The organism is Shewanella marisflavi, from assembly GCF_023283925.1.
Lineage (GTDB): Bacteria > Pseudomonadota > Gammaproteobacteria > Enterobacterales > Shewanellaceae > Shewanella > Shewanella marisflavi.
In genome coordinates this window covers 264,762-280,016 of the sequence record NZ_JAKIKX010000002.1, presented here as the reverse complement: position 1 = coordinate 280,016, position 15,255 = coordinate 264,762, and the positions used below count along the sequence as shown (strand labels likewise).

13 protein-coding genes are annotated in these 15,255 nt (G+C 48.4%); 7 read left to right on the top strand and 6 right to left on the bottom strand.

All coding sequences use genetic code 11. From position 1 onward, the window contains the following. Positions 1 to 3 precede the first annotated feature (3 nt). Together L2712_RS06105 and L2712_RS06100 are read right to left on the bottom strand one after the other, a co-directional pair. Positions 4 to 483, bottom strand: coding sequence for a YchJ family protein (locus tag L2712_RS06105; protein WP_248977208.1), 480 nt, complete (start codon positions 481 to 483; stop codon positions 4 to 6). After that, complete coding sequence (locus tag L2712_RS06100) at positions 476 to 1,042, bottom strand: YybH family protein (RefSeq protein WP_033538126.1); 567 nt, start codon at positions 1,040 to 1,042, stop codon at positions 476 to 478. The genes L2712_RS06105 and L2712_RS06100 overlap by 8 nt, the downstream gene beginning before the upstream one ends. 336 nt (positions 1,043 to 1,378) lie before the next feature. On the opposite strand from L2712_RS06100, the gene smrA reads away from it, so the two are divergent. After that, positions 1,379 to 1,969: a DNA endonuclease SmrA gene (gene smrA / locus L2712_RS06095; RefSeq protein WP_248977207.1), complete on the top strand. Its 591-nt coding sequence runs from the start codon at positions 1,379 to 1,381 to the stop codon at positions 1,967 to 1,969. 100 nt (positions 1,970 to 2,069) lie between these two features. Here smrA and L2712_RS06090 read toward each other — a convergent pair whose 3' ends face one another. Continuing rightward, positions 2,070 to 3,941: a M2 family metallopeptidase gene (locus L2712_RS06090; RefSeq protein WP_248977206.1), complete on the bottom strand. Its 1,872-nt coding sequence runs from the start codon at positions 3,939 to 3,941 to the stop codon at positions 2,070 to 2,072. A 196-nt stretch (positions 3,942 to 4,137) separates the two neighbouring features. On the opposite strand from L2712_RS06090, the gene psrA reads away from it, so the two are divergent. Together psrA and L2712_RS06080 are read left to right on the top strand one after the other, a co-directional pair. Then, on the top strand, positions 4,138 to 4,776 hold the full coding sequence (gene psrA, locus L2712_RS06085; RefSeq protein ID WP_033538129.1) for a TetR family transcriptional repressor PsrA: 639 nt from the start codon (positions 4,138 to 4,140) through the stop codon (positions 4,774 to 4,776). 8 nt (positions 4,777 to 4,784) lie between these two features. Then, positions 4,785 to 7,061, top strand: coding sequence for an acyl-CoA dehydrogenase (locus tag L2712_RS06080; protein WP_248977205.1), 2,277 nt, complete (start codon positions 4,785 to 4,787; stop codon positions 7,059 to 7,061). 65 nt (positions 7,062 to 7,126) lie between these two features. Here L2712_RS06080 and pyk read toward each other — a convergent pair whose 3' ends face one another. Further along, on the bottom strand, positions 7,127 to 8,566 hold the full coding sequence (gene pyk / locus L2712_RS06075) for a pyruvate kinase (protein ID WP_248977204.1): 1,440 nt from the start codon (positions 8,564 to 8,566) through the stop codon (positions 7,127 to 7,129). 182 nt (positions 8,567 to 8,748) lie between these two features. Next, a complete protein-coding gene (locus L2712_RS06070; RefSeq protein ID WP_033538132.1) occupies positions 8,749 to 9,603 on the bottom strand; it encodes a MurR/RpiR family transcriptional regulator in 855 nt (284 codons plus the stop codon). Between the two features lie 309 nt (positions 9,604 to 9,912). Between L2712_RS06070 and zwf the strand changes: the two genes are divergently transcribed. The 4 genes from zwf to L2712_RS06050 are packed head-to-tail and all read left to right on the top strand — an operon-like array spanning position 9,913 to position 14,595. After that, the gene (gene zwf / locus L2712_RS06065; protein ID WP_033538133.1) at positions 9,913 to 11,385 is read left to right on the top strand and encodes a glucose-6-phosphate dehydrogenase; all 1,473 of its coding nucleotides are present in this window, start codon (positions 9,913 to 9,915) and stop codon (positions 11,383 to 11,385) included. Positions 11,386 to 11,397: 12 nt separating this feature from the next. Further along, complete coding sequence (gene pgl / locus L2712_RS06060; protein WP_248977203.1) at positions 11,398 to 12,096, top strand: 6-phosphogluconolactonase; 699 nt, start codon at positions 11,398 to 11,400, stop codon at positions 12,094 to 12,096. Between the two features lie 9 nt (positions 12,097 to 12,105). Continuing rightward, positions 12,106 to 13,932, top strand: coding sequence for a phosphogluconate dehydratase (gene edd / locus L2712_RS06055; RefSeq protein ID WP_248977202.1), 1,827 nt, complete (start codon positions 12,106 to 12,108; stop codon positions 13,930 to 13,932). 21 nt (positions 13,933 to 13,953) lie between these two features. Further along, positions 13,954 to 14,595 (top strand): bifunctional 4-hydroxy-2-oxoglutarate aldolase/2-dehydro-3-deoxy-phosphogluconate aldolase, encoded by a 642-nt coding sequence (locus tag L2712_RS06050; protein WP_033538136.1) that lies wholly within the window; start codon positions 13,954 to 13,956, stop codon positions 14,593 to 14,595. Positions 14,596 to 14,681: 86 nt separating this feature from the next. Here L2712_RS06050 and eco read toward each other — a convergent pair whose 3' ends face one another. Further along, a complete protein-coding gene (eco, locus tag L2712_RS06045; protein WP_248977201.1) occupies positions 14,682 to 15,248 on the bottom strand; it encodes a serine protease inhibitor ecotin in 567 nt (188 codons plus the stop codon). Positions 15,249 to 15,255 lie beyond the last annotated feature (7 nt).

The window sequence follows — 15,255 nt, the reverse complement described above, 5'->3', positions numbered from 1 at the left end:
TTTTTAACCTCGGCAACACTGCTTAAACTTTTTACCACTATTGCAGATACAAGGGTCATTACGTCCCGGGTATATGGGGGCGAATTGCTTTCCTTGGGTGTACCACCAACGTCCCGACTGTTTGACAAAAGAGGAGCGTTCGTGAATGGCATCTATACCTTCCTCGGTTTGATACCAGGCTTGAAACTCTACTAGACCACTGTCTTGTTCAACACGACTTTTAGCCACGCTCAACCCCAACCATTTTGTATGATTATCCTCATCTAAGATCTGCACACTTAAACCATTAAGGTGATCGGGATGGTGAGTGTCGATCAGGTACTGATGCTGTTTTAACACAAAAGCGCTATAGCGACTGCGCATCAGGCTTTCTGGATCGGGTACTAATTGACCTTGGTGGTATGGCAAACAGCATTCTTGATAGCTTAAAAAGCGTTCAGTCAGTTTCCTGCCGCAAGGACAAGGGAGTGAAGGATCAATCATGTTTGCTGTCTTGCTCGGTTAAAGTCGAAAATTGGCGACCATAGTAGAGGTTTGGCAAAGGCTTGGCACTGTAATAGAAAGAGGGCTCTGAACGATTGTTGGTATCAACGGTAAGATACCATTTGCCATCTTCTTTTTTCTTAGAAACGATCACGAACTTACCGGCAAACTCGCTGACTGGCTCTTCGGTCTCTTTGGGCGGGTAGAAACGGATCAAATAATAGCCGACATCCGTGGCCTGCTCTTGTGCTAACTGCCGTTCGATAACGCGAAAATCCACCTCGATATGAGCGTTCTTATGCTTAATTTTACCGAAGAATCGCTTGTACAGGGCTATGATGTTATCTCGCCCCATGGTGATCTCTTTATTTTGTTGTTCAGGAATATAGCAAGCATTTTCGGCGTAGATATCTTGGATCACCTCGACATCGAGCTGTTCAAAAGCCATGCTGAACTGCTTATAAAAGTGATTTAACGCGTCGTTGTCGTTATTTTGGGCGAGAGTGTTGAAATTGATAACACACAGACCAACGACAAGGACAAATTTGAGGAGTTTCATTTAGCTACACGCTTCTGCTAATACTAGGCTCACTATAATCTAAGCCCTAATGATGCGAAAGTTTTAGTTCTTAACAAATTGTGTATCTACTACTCAATGCTTTTTTTTTCAACATAAAGCGTCAGTTAGCTGCTTTAAATGTGTATTGGTCTTGATGTAAAAGATCTTGTAGCCGCGAGTTTTCGGCATAAACAGAGGCTAAATTTGAAGCATTCAGAATCTGTAAGTGCTGTCTGGCTTGAGTTTTGGAATCAGTATACGGATACTTTCTGATGTAATAGCGTATGTGAGAGTCAACTGGGCACTGGTCACATAGATGAAGTGGGGGAATAGGGTATGAGTGAAGATGATAGCGCACTTTTTCTCGCTTCGATGCAAGGGGTTAAGCCATTAAAGTCGAGCCAAGTAGCGACGCTGCATGGTGCAAATAATCAGCACAGCGATCAACTACGCCATCAGGCGGCACAGCGCCGTTTGGCCTTAGATAAGTTGTCGCTCGATCTGGCTGAGATCACGCCCATCGCGCCGGATGCCGTCGTAAGCGTTAAAAAGGAAGGCGTCCAGGGCCAGGTGTTTAAGTTATTTCGCCAGGGTAAATATGAGGTGCAGGCCGACCTAGACCTTAAAGGGATAGCTCTGCCTAGAGCACGCGAACTCTTGTATGATTTTGTGGTGAATAGCCAACAGGCAGGGTTTCGTAACCTCATAGTGATCCATGGTACTGGTGTGAATAACCAGCCATTTCCGGCGAAACTCAAGTCTTGTGTTACTGCCTGGCTTGAAGAGATCAAAGGGGTGCAGGCTTTTCATTCAGCGCCTAAAATCTGGGGCGGTGCTGGGGCCATGATGGTGATGTTGGCCAAATCTAGTCAAGATAAGCTAGAAACGGCCGAGCAGCATCAAAAAGGTCAACATAGATGGGCTTGATGGCATAAAAAAATCACCTTAAAAAAGGTGATTTTTTTATTGTACAGGGACTAATTAAGCCCCTTGCGGGGCTATTCTTTTTGAGGCTAGCAGGAATGGCTTACCAACCACACTGACGATTCGCCTGTTTATTTTGCTCATCTAGCCAAACTTTCAGTGGCGCAAAGTAGTCCAGCACCGCCGAGGCATCCATCTCCTGTTTGCCGGTGACCACTTCAAGCGCTTCTGGCCAAGGCTTACTTTGACCCATCTCTAACATGGCATTAAGTTTCGCGCCGGCTTCCTTGTTGCCGTAGATGCTGCAACGATGCACTGGCCCCTTATCGCCCGCGATATCACACAGCGCCTTATGGAACTGGAACTGTAGTATGTGAGCCAGGAAGTAGCGAGTATAAGGTACGTTACCGGGAACATGGTATTTGGCGCCGGGATCGAAGTCCGCTTCGCTGCGCACCACTGGCGCTTTCACACCTTGATACTTTTCTCTTAATTGCCACCAGGCCTGGTTATATTGAGCCGGGGTGATCTCACCACTGAACACCTTCCAGCGCCATTGGTCGATCATCAGGCCAAAGGGTAAGAAGGCAACCTTGTCTAGTGCCTGCTTTAGCAATAGACCAATATCTTTAGACGCATCGGGTACCTCATCGAGCAGGCCAATTTGCTTGAGATAATTTGGTGTGATCGACAGCGCGACTGTGTCACCAATGGCTTCATGGAAGCCGTCGTTAGCGCTGTTTTTAAAGATGAAAGGTTGGTCTTTATAAGCACGTTGGTAGAAGTTATGACCCAGCTCATGATGGATCACGGTAAAGTCTTCAGCGGTTTTCTGAATACACATCTTAATGCGGATATCATCCAGGTTATCCAGATCCCACGCCGAGGCATGACAAACAACATCGCGATCTTTAGGTTGTACGAAGAGTGAACGGCTCCAGAAAGTATCTGGTAGCGGCTCGAAACCTAAGGATGTGAAAAAGCCTTCAGCCTGTTTAACCATCTTATGTTCATCATAACCCTGCTTAGCAAGCAGTTCGGTGACATCATAACCAGGATCGGCATTTTCAGGCGCGACAAGATCGTAAATGTTACCCCATTGCTGGGCCCACATATTACCTAAGAGGTGGGCAGGGATTGGACCTTGCTCCGGCGCAACTTCGTCACCATACTGCTCGTTGAGCTCGCCCCTGACATAGCAGTGTAGGGATTCATATAATGGTGATACCTGACCCCAGAGTCGGTCGAGTTCGTCTGAGAAGGCATCTGGCTGCATGTCATACTGGCTGCGCCAAAGTTCAGATAGGTTAGCGTAGCCAAGATCTTTTGCGCCCTCGTTAGCCAGTTCAACTTCACGTTCAAACAGCGGGCGCATAGGTTTGGCGATAGCTCGCCATCCTTGCCATATCGCCTCGAGTTCTTGGGGATTGCGTGAACTGGCCATAATGCCTGAGAGCTCTGGTTGCGTTAGGCAGCGACCGTCTTCTAGGCAATATTTGCCCTTACCGTAAAGGCCATTCAGCTCGGCGCTGATGTTTGCCAGTTCCGCATTCTTTTTCGGGTCTAATGGTGCGGGTAAAACTAACGCGCTACGTAAGATGTTGAGTTTACGTTTATCGGTATCATCGAGTGGCAGTTGAGTGTAGTTAGCCGCTTGAGTGGCTAGTTGTACCGACAGCGCGGTTTGGCGCTCACCCACAGAGGCCGCAAGGGCTGCTGTGTCTTCGGTGATAAAATTACTGTAGATCCACTCGGCGCGATTTTGTTCAATGGAGAGCGCGGCGAGTTCTGACTCGGCTTTAGCGATAAATGTTTTAGCGTCTTCGATGCTGGCCACAGGGTTAGTGGCATTATCTGTGCTGACTTGCTGTGGCTTAGTTTGTTTCGTATTAGCATCACTTTCACAGCCGCTTGCGCCGAGAGTCAACGCAATGACCATGGCAAGTGGGGTCAATTGGGCACGAATGGGGATCATAAGAGCTTCCTTTGTTATTTTTGTGTGGCATAGTTTACTCAATCTCGCCAAAGTTTACAGTCTATTAACTGCTGTCACTTCGTTTTACCCAATTAAGTACCTGGTTTACTTCACCTGCAGGAGAATTACATTTGACAACACCCGTACCAGTGTTTAATTTAAACAAACGTTTAAATCAGAGTTTGTAGGTCACGGAATGGCAAATCGATCCGACACAAAAACAAGAATACTGGATGCAGCAGAAAAGTTATTTGCCGAGCGCGGCTTTTCAGAAACCTCTTTGCGTCTTATCACTAGTAAGGCAGAGGTAAACCTTGCATCGGTTAACTATCATTTTGGTTCTAAAAAAGAGCTGATCCGCGCAGTATTGGCCCGCTATTTAGATAGGTTCATGCCTGACGCGTCAAAAGAGTTAGTGCAATTAAAACAAGACAGAGAGCCTAGCCTTAATGAGATCTTCTCATCTCTTGTTAAGCCACTTCTTGAGCTCAACAAGTTTAAAAGTGATGGTACTCGTACTTTCTTACAACTCTTGGGGCGCGGCTATATTGAAAGCCAGGGGCACCTGAGATGGTTCATCACCACACATTATGGTGAACATCTCAGTGAATTTGTTAAAGCCGTTGCTGAGAGCGCGCCACATATTCCCCCCGCCGAGATGTTTTGGCGATTACACTTTACCTTAGGCACAGTGGTATTCACTATGGCCTCAGCCGATGCGCTGACCGAAATCGCCGAAGCCGATTTTAATGAGCATAATGATATTGAAGCTGTGATCCGTAAGGTGATCCCATATTTGGCTGCCGGTGTGGCAGTGCCTGTAACCACCGACTAGGGGGCTGTATGACACTCTTTATCTTGGCACTATTGGTGATAATAGTGCTTTTCGGCGTTAAAAATATACGCATGCAGTTTATCACTCGGCCTGTGTTTGCTTTCTTTAAGAAGGTGTTGCCTCCTTTGTCTGACACAGAGAAAGAGGCGATGGAAGCTGGCGATGTGTGGTGGGAAGCTGAGCTCTTCAGGGGCAAGCCAAACTGGGATACCTTGCATAGCTACGGTCGTCCTCAATTGACTGAAGAGGAAAAGGCGTTTATCGATGAGCAGGTGATGACTGCCCTGACGATGATCGACGACTTTAACATAGTTCAGGAACGTAAAGATCTACCGCCTGAACTCTGGGACTACTTCAAGAAAGAGGGCTTTTTCGCCCTGATCATTCCTAAAGAATATGGTGGTAAGGCTTTCTCTGCTTACGCCAACTCAACCATTGTCAGTAAGCTGGCCAGTCGTAGCGTTAGCGCTGCGGTGAGCGTCATGGTGCCAAACTCTCTTGGTCCTGGCGAGTTACTGACCCATTACGGCACCAAAGAGCAGCGTGATTATTGGTTGCCACGCTTGGCGAGCGGAGAAGCTGTGCCTTGTTTTGCACTGACAGGTCCTGAGGCGGGCTCTGATGCCGGCGCCATACCTGATGAAGGTATAGTGTGCCGCGAAAAGTTCCAAGGTGAAGAGGTGTTAGGCCTCAAGTTAACCTGGGATAAGCGCTATATTACTCTGGCGCCTGTTGCCACAGTACTGGGGTTAGCTTTTCAGATGCGAGATCCCGAAGGCCTGTTAGGTGACAAGGTCGACCTTGGCATTACCTGCGCGTTAATTCCAACGGATCATCCAGGTGTCGAAATCGGTAGTCGTCATAATCCGCTCAATATGGGCTTTATGAATGGGACGACCCGTGGCCAAGACGTGTTTATTCCGCTCGATTGGATCATTGGTGGCCCTCAATATGCGGGGCGCGGCTGGCGTATGCTGGTTGAGTGCCTGTCTGCCGGTCGTGGGATATCACTGCCAGCACTGGCGACTGCTTCTGGCCATGTGGCGACTAAGACAACCACTGCTTATAGCGCTGTACGTCATCAGTTTGGTTTGGCCATTGGCCAATTTGAAGGGGTGCAAGAAGCGCTTGCACGTATCATTGCGAACACCTACCAATTAGAGGCTGCGCGGAGATTAACAACAACGGGTATCGATCTTAAGGTGAAGCCCTCTGTCGTGACCGCTATTGCCAAATATCATATGACTGAGATGGGCCGTGATGTACTTAACGATGCCATGGATATTCAGTCAGGCAAGGGGATCCAACTGGGGCCTAAGAACTACCTGGGCCATGGATATATGGCTACACCTATCTCGATTACTGTTGAAGGGGCCAATATTCTCACCCGTAGCCTGATGATATTTGGTCAGGGCGCCACCCGCTGTCACCCTTATGTCCTGGCGGAGATGGAAGCGGCGGCGATGGAAGATATGGGTGATGCTTTAGAGCGTTTCGATAACCTGCTGTTGGGTCATATCGGCTACGCCAGTCGAAATGCCTTAAGTTCACTATGGAGCGCCTTAACCGCCAGTCGCTTCAATAGCGCGCCAGTCTCTGGTGAGACTAAACAATACTATAAAGATATGACTCGCCTGTCTGCTGCGCTGGCCTTTGTGACTGACTTGTCTATGTTGGTCATGGGCGGCGATCTCAAACGCAAAGAGATGCTTTCAGCAAGGCTAGGGGATGTGTTGAGTGAGCTTTATCTTGGCTCAGCCACCCTCAAGTTGTTTGAGGATAATGGCCGCCAGCAAGACGATCTGCCGACAGTGCATTATGTGATGCAGTTGAGGTTGCACAGAGCTGCCAAGGCACTCTATGGCGCATTACGTAATTTCCCTAATCGACCGCTGGCCTACATTATGCGCGCCTTGGTGTTCCCTCTGGGTAACCATTTTAATGGGCCAGACGACAAGCTAACGGTAGATGTCTGCCAAAGCATGCTCAGACCCGGCCCTGGTCGTGACAGACTGACTCATCTGTGTCCCGATTTTGAGGGAGACAAGGGCGGAATTGCTGAGGTAGAGCAGGCGTTTATGGCTCAGTACAAGGTTAAGCCTCTGTTGAAGAAACTGCGCTTAGCGCAAAAAGAGGGCAAGCTGGATCGTCAGCTAGTACCTGAACGTCTTTATGCCCAGGCGCTGGAGTCGAAGATCATCTCAAGTGACGAGCATGAGGCTTTACTTAACGCCGATAAACTACGTCAAGTTGCTATCGCCGTAGATGAGTTTGAAAGTCTCTAAGGGTGATCAAATATTTGAGGCATAAAAAAAGGTACGCAATGCGTACCTTTTTTATTTGTCACAAGTTATGCGACGATCAGTATCTTACAGGTATTGGTGCCGCCGATGGTTTCCATTGCATCGCCTTTGGTCATCAGTACCAAATCACCCGATGCTAGATAACCCGCTTCAGTTAGCGATTCTAATGCTTTCTTAGCGAGTTCATCAGCGCCATAAGCAGTAGAGTCAAAATATACAGGTTGAACACCGCGGTACAATGCCATTTTAGCCAGGGTGACTTCATGACGTGACAGCGCCAAGATAGGCAGTGCTGAGCTGATACGAGACATTAGCTGTGGCGTTGCACCAGACTCTGTCAGGGCAACAATTGCCTTAACGCCTTCCATGTGGTTCGCGGCATACATAGTTGATAGCGCGATAGTCTCTTCAACAGAGGTAAAGCGCTCGTCCATACGGTGCTTAGACACCTGCACACTTGGATGAGCCTCGGCGCCTAAACAGACGTTAGCCATCGCCTTAACGGTTTCCTCAGGGAAATCGCCAGCGGCGGTTTCTGCCGATAGCATGACCGCATCTGTGCCATCAAGCACGGCATTGGCGACGTCCATCACCTCTGCACGAGTCGGCATAGGACTAGAGATCATCGACTCCATCATTTGAGTGGCGGTGATCACGCTCTTGTTAAGCTGACGTGAACGGCTGATAAGCTTCTTCTGTACAGCGACGAGTGCCGCATCACCGATCTCTACACCTAAGTCACCACGAGCAACCATGACGGCGTCTGAAGCCAAGATCACATCGTCCATCGCTTCATCGGAGACGACTGCTTCAGCGCGTTCGACTTTAGAAACGATCAATGCATTACTACCAGCCTTTTGAGCCAGTTCTCGTGCATAGTTAAGATCGGCACCGCTACGAGGGAAAGAGACAGCCAAGTAATCCACTTTAATGGCTGCTGCCGTGACGATATCTCGTTTATCTTTTTCAGTCAGTGCCGCCGCAGACAGGCCGCCACCTTTCTTATTGATCCCTTTATTATTAGATAGGGGACCAGCCACAGTCACTGTGGTGTGAACCTTATTACCTTCGACCTTTTCAACTTTAAGCTGAACACGGCCATCATCGAGCATTAGAATGTCGCCAATGCTGACATCTTGTGGTAACTCTTTGTAGTCGATCCCCACTTGGTTTTCGTCACCTTGGCCTTTTTCTAAGTCGGCATCCAGAACAAATGCCTGACCTAAATTCAGTTGCACCTTCTTATTATCTTTGAAGGTAGACACGCGGATTTTAGGGCCTTGTAGATCACCAAGAATCGCGACATGAACACCCAGTTCTTTAGCGATATTGCGCACATCGGTCGCGCGCTTGAGGTGATCTTCTGGTGAACCATGTGAGAAGTTTAGACGAACAACATTTGCACCAGCTTTGATGATACGACGTAGATTGTCGTCACGATCGGTTGCTGGACCCAGAGTCGTTACAATTTTGGTTCTGCGGAACATGAGATACTCCGTTAAGTTTTAAATAATCTTACTCTATATTAACAGACAAAATGGAGTTTTGTAGGAAAATTACAGACAAAATGATCTATCTCAAATTATTAATTTTGTGAACTGCTCCGATTAAAAGTGAAAAAAAGGCGGCCCTTGTGTTATTGGCCGCCTAATATCCTTTCAAAACTGGACTATAGTGTCGATTCTTTATCGATACGAGACTCTTTTAGCACCTCTTTGACTCGCTTCAAACTCTCTCTGAATCGAGGGCCGCGGCGTAGGGTAAAGCCTGTCGCCAATACGTCTACAATAACCAATTGCGCCAAACGTGAAGCCATAGGCAGATACATGTCGGTATCTTCAGGCACTTCCATGGTCACAGGCAGGGTAACCTCGCTGCTCAGGGGAGAGTTACGCGAGGTGATAGCAATAACGGCAGCGCCGTTCTCACGGGCCAATCGGGCGATATCGATAAGCGATTTGGTTCGGCCGGTATGGCTTATTAAGACGACTACATCACCCTCACTGCTGTTGATACAACTCATGCGCTGCATTAAGACATCATCGAAACAGATAACTGGCACATTGAAACGGAAAAACTTGTTTTGAGCATCATGGGCTACCGATGCTGATGCGCCAAGACCGAAGAAGGAGATTTTTTTCGCTTGTGTCAGGATATCAACCGCTTTATTGATGGCCGCTGTGTCCATGCTTTGTCGAGCGGTATCCAGCGCCGCCATTGAAGATTCAAAGATCTTGGTGGTATAGGAATCTGGGCTGTCATCTTCTTCTACGTGACGGCTAACATAAGGTGTACCGTTAGCGAGGCTCTGTGCTAGGTGCAGCTTGAAATCGGGAAAACCTTTAGTATCTAGCCGGCGACAGAAACGGTTAACGGTTGGTTCACTCACGTCGGCCATTTTTGCCAAGGTTGCGATACTGGAATGAATTGCGGTTTGTGGCGACGCCAAGATCACCTCAGCCACTTTACGTTCTGACTTACTGAAATGGGTTAGGTTTTTCTGAACCTTTTCTAGGGTATTCATATGCGTACATCCACTGGATTGTAATGTAATTATATTTATTCTTTTATGTCATTATAGAAACAAACAAAAAGTGCTAAAGTTTGGATTATGTGACGAATTATGATCTAACTACAGAGCAAACTTTCTACTATATATAGTAATTTAATCACGAAAAGCATATCAGATTTTGATGTCTTGTTGCTAGTTTACTGATAGGTCATTTTTTGCAAAATTTAGATGCAATTAACAAATTCTGTTGTTATATTACAACAAACATGTGAGCTTCTCATCGAAACGATGGGACACAGTGACATAGGAGATTTTTAAGCTATGGGCATGACATCACCGGAAGCCAAAGCTTGTGATTTTGTATTGTTCGGCACTAAAGGCGACCTTGCCAGACGTAAGCTACTGCCTTCGCTCTACCAATTGGATAAAGCCGGTCTGCTTAATGAAGAGACTAAGATAGTTGGGGTAGCTAAAGATGCATTCTCTCATGAAGAGTATCAAGAGCTAGTCATTACAGCATTAAAAAGCTTTGTTAAAGAAGCCTTGTGTGACGAGACCCTGACGCGATTTCTCAGCCGCTGTGTCTATATAGGTACCAACTTCACAGAAACTGAGGGTTATAGCGCTTTCCATGAGGTACTGGATCCTAAGAAGCGCGTCATGGTGAACTATTTTGCCACACCGCCAGCCATCTTCGGTGACATCTGTCGTTGCCTTCACGAACAAAATCTTATTTTTCCTGATACACGTGTCGTTCTCGAGAAGCCAATCGGCTCAGATCTCGCCTCCTCAAAAGTTATCAACGATCAAGTCAGTGCCTACTTCAACGAAAATCAAGTTTATCGTATCGACCATTACTTAGGTAAAGAGACTGTACAAAACCTGATCGCGCTGCGTTTCGCCAATTCGCTGTTTGCCTCTAAGTGGGATAACCGCACCATAGACCATGTGCAGATCACTGTCGCTGAAGAGGTGGGTATTGAAGGGCGTTGGGGCTATTTCGATAAAGCCGGTCAGATGCGTGACATGATTCAAAACCACCTATTGCAGGTACTGACGCTGGTCGCCATGGATCCACCGGTTAACCTAGATGCTGATAGCATTCGTGATGAAAAGGTTAAGGTGCTTAAGTCACTGCGTAAGATAGACGCCGATAATATTTATGAAAACACTGTGCGCGGACAGTATTCTGCCGGCTTCTTAAAAGGAGCGCCAGTACCGGGCTACCTTGAAGAAGAGGGCGCTAATACTCAGTCACACGCCGAAACTTTTGTGGCATTACGTGTCGATATCGATAACTGGCGTTGGGCCGGTGTGCCTTTCTACTTACGTAGTGGCAAACGTATGCCGACTAAGAGTTCTGAGATCGTGGTCTATTTCAAGAACCCACCTCACAACTTGTACCGCTCAAGCTACCGCAACTTGCCACCTAATAAACTGACTATTCGTCTGCAGCCTCACGAAGGCGTTGAGATCCAGATGATGAACAAGGTGCCTGGACTGGAGCAGAAGCAGCGTCTGCAAACCACTAAGCTGGATTTGAGCTTCTCTGACACCTTTAAGAATGACCGTATTGCCGATGCCTATGAGCGTCTGTTGTTAGAGGCCATGTTGGGTAATCAGGCGCTTTTCGTACGCCGTGATGAAGTCGAGCAAGCGTGGACCTGGGTCGACGGTATCATTCAAGCTTGGGAAGAGAGCAACGAGAAGCCGAAACCTTACCCTGCGGGTAGTTGGGGCCCAGTGGCTTCAGTTGCATTGATAGCCAAAGACGGCCGCTCTTGGGACGAATAAGGACTGATTAAGATGATTAAAGAATCCGTATTCAAATCTTTTGATAGCAAAGCCAGCCTTGAAGCGCAGTTGGCATCTCGTATCGCCGATCAATTGCAGGCAGCAATCGATGCGCGGGGCAAGGCGAGCTTGGTGGTGTCTGGTGGTTCGACGCCGCTAGCACTGTTTAAATTGCTCAGCCAAAAGGCGATCGAATGGAACGATGTCTACATTACCCTGGCCGATGAGCGCTGGGTTGATACCGAACATAGCGATTCTAATGAGCGCTTGGTTCGTCAACATCTGCTGCAAAACCGCGCCGCTGGCGCAAAGTTTCGTGGTTTAAAAAATATGTTTGCCACCGCCGAAACAGGTGTGGATATGGCCATTGAGCAATTGGCTAACTTTCCTAAACCGTTCGACGTAGTGGTATTAGGCATGGGCAACGACGGCCACACCTGTTCATGGTTTCCCTGTTCAAAAGAGATAGAACAGGCGCTGACCACAGAGGCGCTTTGCCTGGCCGTGAATCCTGGCGAGGCGCCACACGGACGCATGACCATCTCCAAGCAGGGGATTTTAGCCTCACGTCAGATCTATTTACACATTGTTGGTGAACAGAAGCTCGCCGTTTACCGACAAGCGCTCGAAAATGAAGACGCCAAAGCGATGCCGATACGTGCAGTGTTGGCGCAGCACAAGACCCCGGTCGATGTTTATTGGAGCGCTTAAGGAGCGATTATGCATTCAGTAGTACAGTCAGTAACCGACAGAATTATTGCCAGAAGCCAAGCTACAAGAGCAAAGTATCTTGAGGCGCTCAATGAAGCGAAAGCCAATGGCGTTCACCGTAGCAGTCTTAGCTGCGGTAACCTGGCGCACGGTTTTGCGGCGTGTAGTCCGGCCGATAAAAATGCCATCAAGGCATTTAATAAAGCCAATATCGGTATTGTGACCGCTTTTAACGATATGTTATCGGCGCATCAGCCTTACGAAAATTACCCCGAGTTACTTAAAGCCGCTTGTCATGAGGTCGGTAGTGTTGCTCAGGTTGCGGCAGGCGTGCCAGCCATGTGCGATGGCGTCACCCAAGGTCAACCCGGCATGGAGCTCAGTTTGCTTAGCCGTGAGGTGATCGCTATGTCAACGGCGGTGGGCTTGTCTCACAACATGTTTGACGGCGCATTACTGCTGGGGATCTGTGACAAGATTGTTCCGGGTTTGTTGATCGGAGCCTTGAGCTTTGGGCATCTGCCGATGTTGTTTGTGCCGGCAGGTCCGATGAAATCGGGGATCCCTAATAAGGAGAAGGCGCGCGTACGTCAGAAGTTTGCTCAAGGTCAGGTTGATCGCGCGGCGCTGCTGGATGCCGAGTCCAAGTCTTATCACAGTGCTGGTACTTGTACTTTCTATGGTACGGCAAACAGTAACCAGTTGATGCTGGAAGTGATGGGATTACAGCTGCCAGGTTCCTCTTTTGTGAATCCGGACGACCCTCTGCGCGAAGCGCTAAATAAGATGGCTGCCAAACAAGTTTGTCGTCTGACAGAGATGGGCACTCAATACACGCCAATCGGTGAAGTCGTTAACGAGAAGTCTATAGTGAACGGCATAGTCGCTTTGTTAGCGACAGGTGGTTCAACCAACCTCACCATGCATATCGTCGCGGCAGCGCGAGCGGCCGGTATTATCGTCAACTGGGATGATTTCTCAGAGCTTTCTGATGCTGTGCCCTTACTAGCTCGCGTCTATCCAAACGGCCATGCCGATATCAACCACTTCCATGCCGCTGGCGGAATGGCTTATTTGGTCAAAGAACTACTCGATGCCGGTTTGCTCCATGAAAATGTGATGACAGTGGCGGGCTTTGGTCTGCGCCGTTACACCCAGGAGCCGCGTCTTATCGATAATGAGCTCGTGTGGGTAGATGGGCCAACCGAATCACTCGATAAAGAGGTGTTGACGGCGGTGAATACACCGTTCCAGGCTAATGGTGGTCTTAAGCTGCTGAAAGGTAATCTGGGACGCGCCGTTATTAAAGTGTCAGCGGTTGCCGAGCAGCATAGAGTTGTCGAAGCGCCAGCTGTGGTGATCGACGATCAGAATAAACTTGAAGCCATGTTTAAGGCTGGTGAGTTGGATAGAGACTGCGTCGTCGTGGTCAAAGGGCAGGGACCGAAGGCGATAGGCATGCCTGAACTGCATAAGTTAACGCCTATCTTAGGTTCGCTGCAGGATAAAGGCTTTAAGGTCGCGCTGCTGACAGACGGTCGTATGTCGGGTGCCTCAGGAAAAGTGCCTGCAGCTATTCATCTCACACCTGAGGCATTAGATGGTGGTCTGATCGCCAAGGTCGCAAATGGTGACCTTATTCGTGTCGACGCAAATAGCGGCGAAGTGAGCTTACTGGTGGATGAAGCCGTGTTAGCTTCGCGGGTTGCCGAGAAGGTCGACCTGCGCAGTACGAGTTATGGTATGGGACGTGAGTTGTTCTCTGCGTTACGCTCAAATTTAAGTAGTCCGGAAACGGGTGCACGTTGCACTACGACCATAGACGAAAACTATTAATCACTGAGGAAGGCTTTAGCAATGGCTGAGAATAACTGGTCAATTCAACCACAAGATATTTTTAAACGTAGCCCGATCGTTCCCGTCATGGTGATTAATAAGATTGAGGATGCTGTACCACTCGCCAGGGCGCTGGTTGAAGGGGGCATCAGTGTATTAGAGGTCACCCTACGTACACCTTGCGCCTTGGAGGCTATTACTAAAATCGCCAAAGAGGTACCCGAGGCACTGGTGGGTGCTGGGACCATTCTTAATGAAGAGCAGTTGCAACAGGCCGTTGATGCAGGCGCTCAGTTTGTGATCACCCCTGGTGCGACCCCTGAGCTACTAAAGGCCGCGATGAAGGGCACTGTCCCACTGATCCCTGGCGTGGCAAGTATCTCTGAGGTGATGACAGGTATGGCCCTTGGTTATACCAATTTTAAGTTCTTTCCTGCAGAAGCCTCTGGTGGCGTTAATGCGCTTAAAGCCTTCTCTGGCCCCTTGGCTAACATACGTTTTTGCCCAACGGGAGGCATTACGCCAAGCAGTTACAAAGATTATTTGGCACTTAAAAATGTCGACTGTATTGGCGGTAGCTGGATAGCCCCAACAGATGCGATGGAGCAGGGGGATTGGGCGCGGATCACACAGCTGTGCAAAGATGCCATTAACGGGCTTTAGTCCTGTGTAAATTTAAAAACCTCTGCCATGGCAGAGGTTTTTTTATGGCTTGCATTTAGCGGAGGGATTCGCTTTCACTGAGTATTTTACTTGGCTTCACTATATTGATAGTCACCTATGGCTTGCCATACCCGGTATCTTAGCTGGGCGCCTGCAGGGAGATAGAAAACCTTAGGCAGACGGCTGTCGTACTCAAGGTTAAGCTTTTGCGGCAGCGTCAGAAAGGCAGTTTTCTTTGCCTTGTCAAAACAAGCCATCATGGTGCTTGGTCCCTGAACAATAGTGTCTACTTGGTAGTAGTTATAGCCCCAGCCCTGAACTGTATGTTGTGAGATCTTACCCTTAAGGCTGTGTTTATTACAGTCGACTTGCTCACTACGGCCAATGGCGATTTCGATACGATAGTCCGTCTCATTTTCCAATTTGGGTAGCGTCAAAATATGTTGTACCAGCCCATTGTCAGGCGCTGGAAACATCTTGCTGGTTTCATGCACCTGATAATCGGCTGCTGTGTAGCTTACTGCCTGAGGGCTTGCAAGGTGTGCTGGTTTTACCGGACTGGTGGCTTGGGCTGATATTGTAGTAAAGGCCAGTCCCAGTCCAATTAAAAGTGTGCGTGCTGCCTGTGGGTAGCGGTTTAGACTCAGATTCATGAAAGCT

Coding starts and splice junctions, on each gene's coding strand:
- L2712_RS06105 (WP_248977208.1), bottom strand. CDS start 483: ATGATTGATCCTTCACTCCCTTGTCCTTGCGGCAGGAAACTGACTGAA.
- L2712_RS06100 (WP_033538126.1), bottom strand. CDS start 1,042: ATGAAACTCCTCAAATTTGTCCTTGTCGTTGGTCTGTGTGTTATCAAT.
- smrA (WP_248977207.1), top strand. CDS start 1,379: ATGAGTGAAGATGATAGCGCACTTTTTCTCGCTTCGATGCAAGGGGTT.
- L2712_RS06090 (WP_248977206.1), bottom strand. CDS start 3,941: ATGATCCCCATTCGTGCCCAATTGACCCCACTTGCCATGGTCATTGCG.
- psrA (WP_033538129.1), top strand. CDS start 4,138: ATGGCAAATCGATCCGACACAAAAACAAGAATACTGGATGCAGCAGAA.
- L2712_RS06080 (WP_248977205.1), top strand. CDS start 4,785: ATGACACTCTTTATCTTGGCACTATTGGTGATAATAGTGCTTTTCGGC.
- pyk (WP_248977204.1), bottom strand. CDS start 8,566: ATGTTCCGCAGAACCAAAATTGTAACGACTCTGGGTCCAGCAACCGAT.
- L2712_RS06070 (WP_033538132.1), bottom strand. CDS start 9,603: ATGAATACCCTAGAAAAGGTTCAGAAAAACCTAACCCATTTCAGTAAG.
- zwf (WP_033538133.1), top strand. CDS start 9,913: ATGGGCATGACATCACCGGAAGCCAAAGCTTGTGATTTTGTATTGTTC.
- pgl (WP_248977203.1), top strand. CDS start 11,398: ATGATTAAAGAATCCGTATTCAAATCTTTTGATAGCAAAGCCAGCCTT.
- edd (WP_248977202.1), top strand. CDS start 12,106: ATGCATTCAGTAGTACAGTCAGTAACCGACAGAATTATTGCCAGAAGC.
- L2712_RS06050 (WP_033538136.1), top strand. CDS start 13,954: ATGGCTGAGAATAACTGGTCAATTCAACCACAAGATATTTTTAAACGT.
- eco (WP_248977201.1), bottom strand. CDS start 15,248: ATGAATCTGAGTCTAAACCGCTACCCACAGGCAGCACGCACACTTTTA.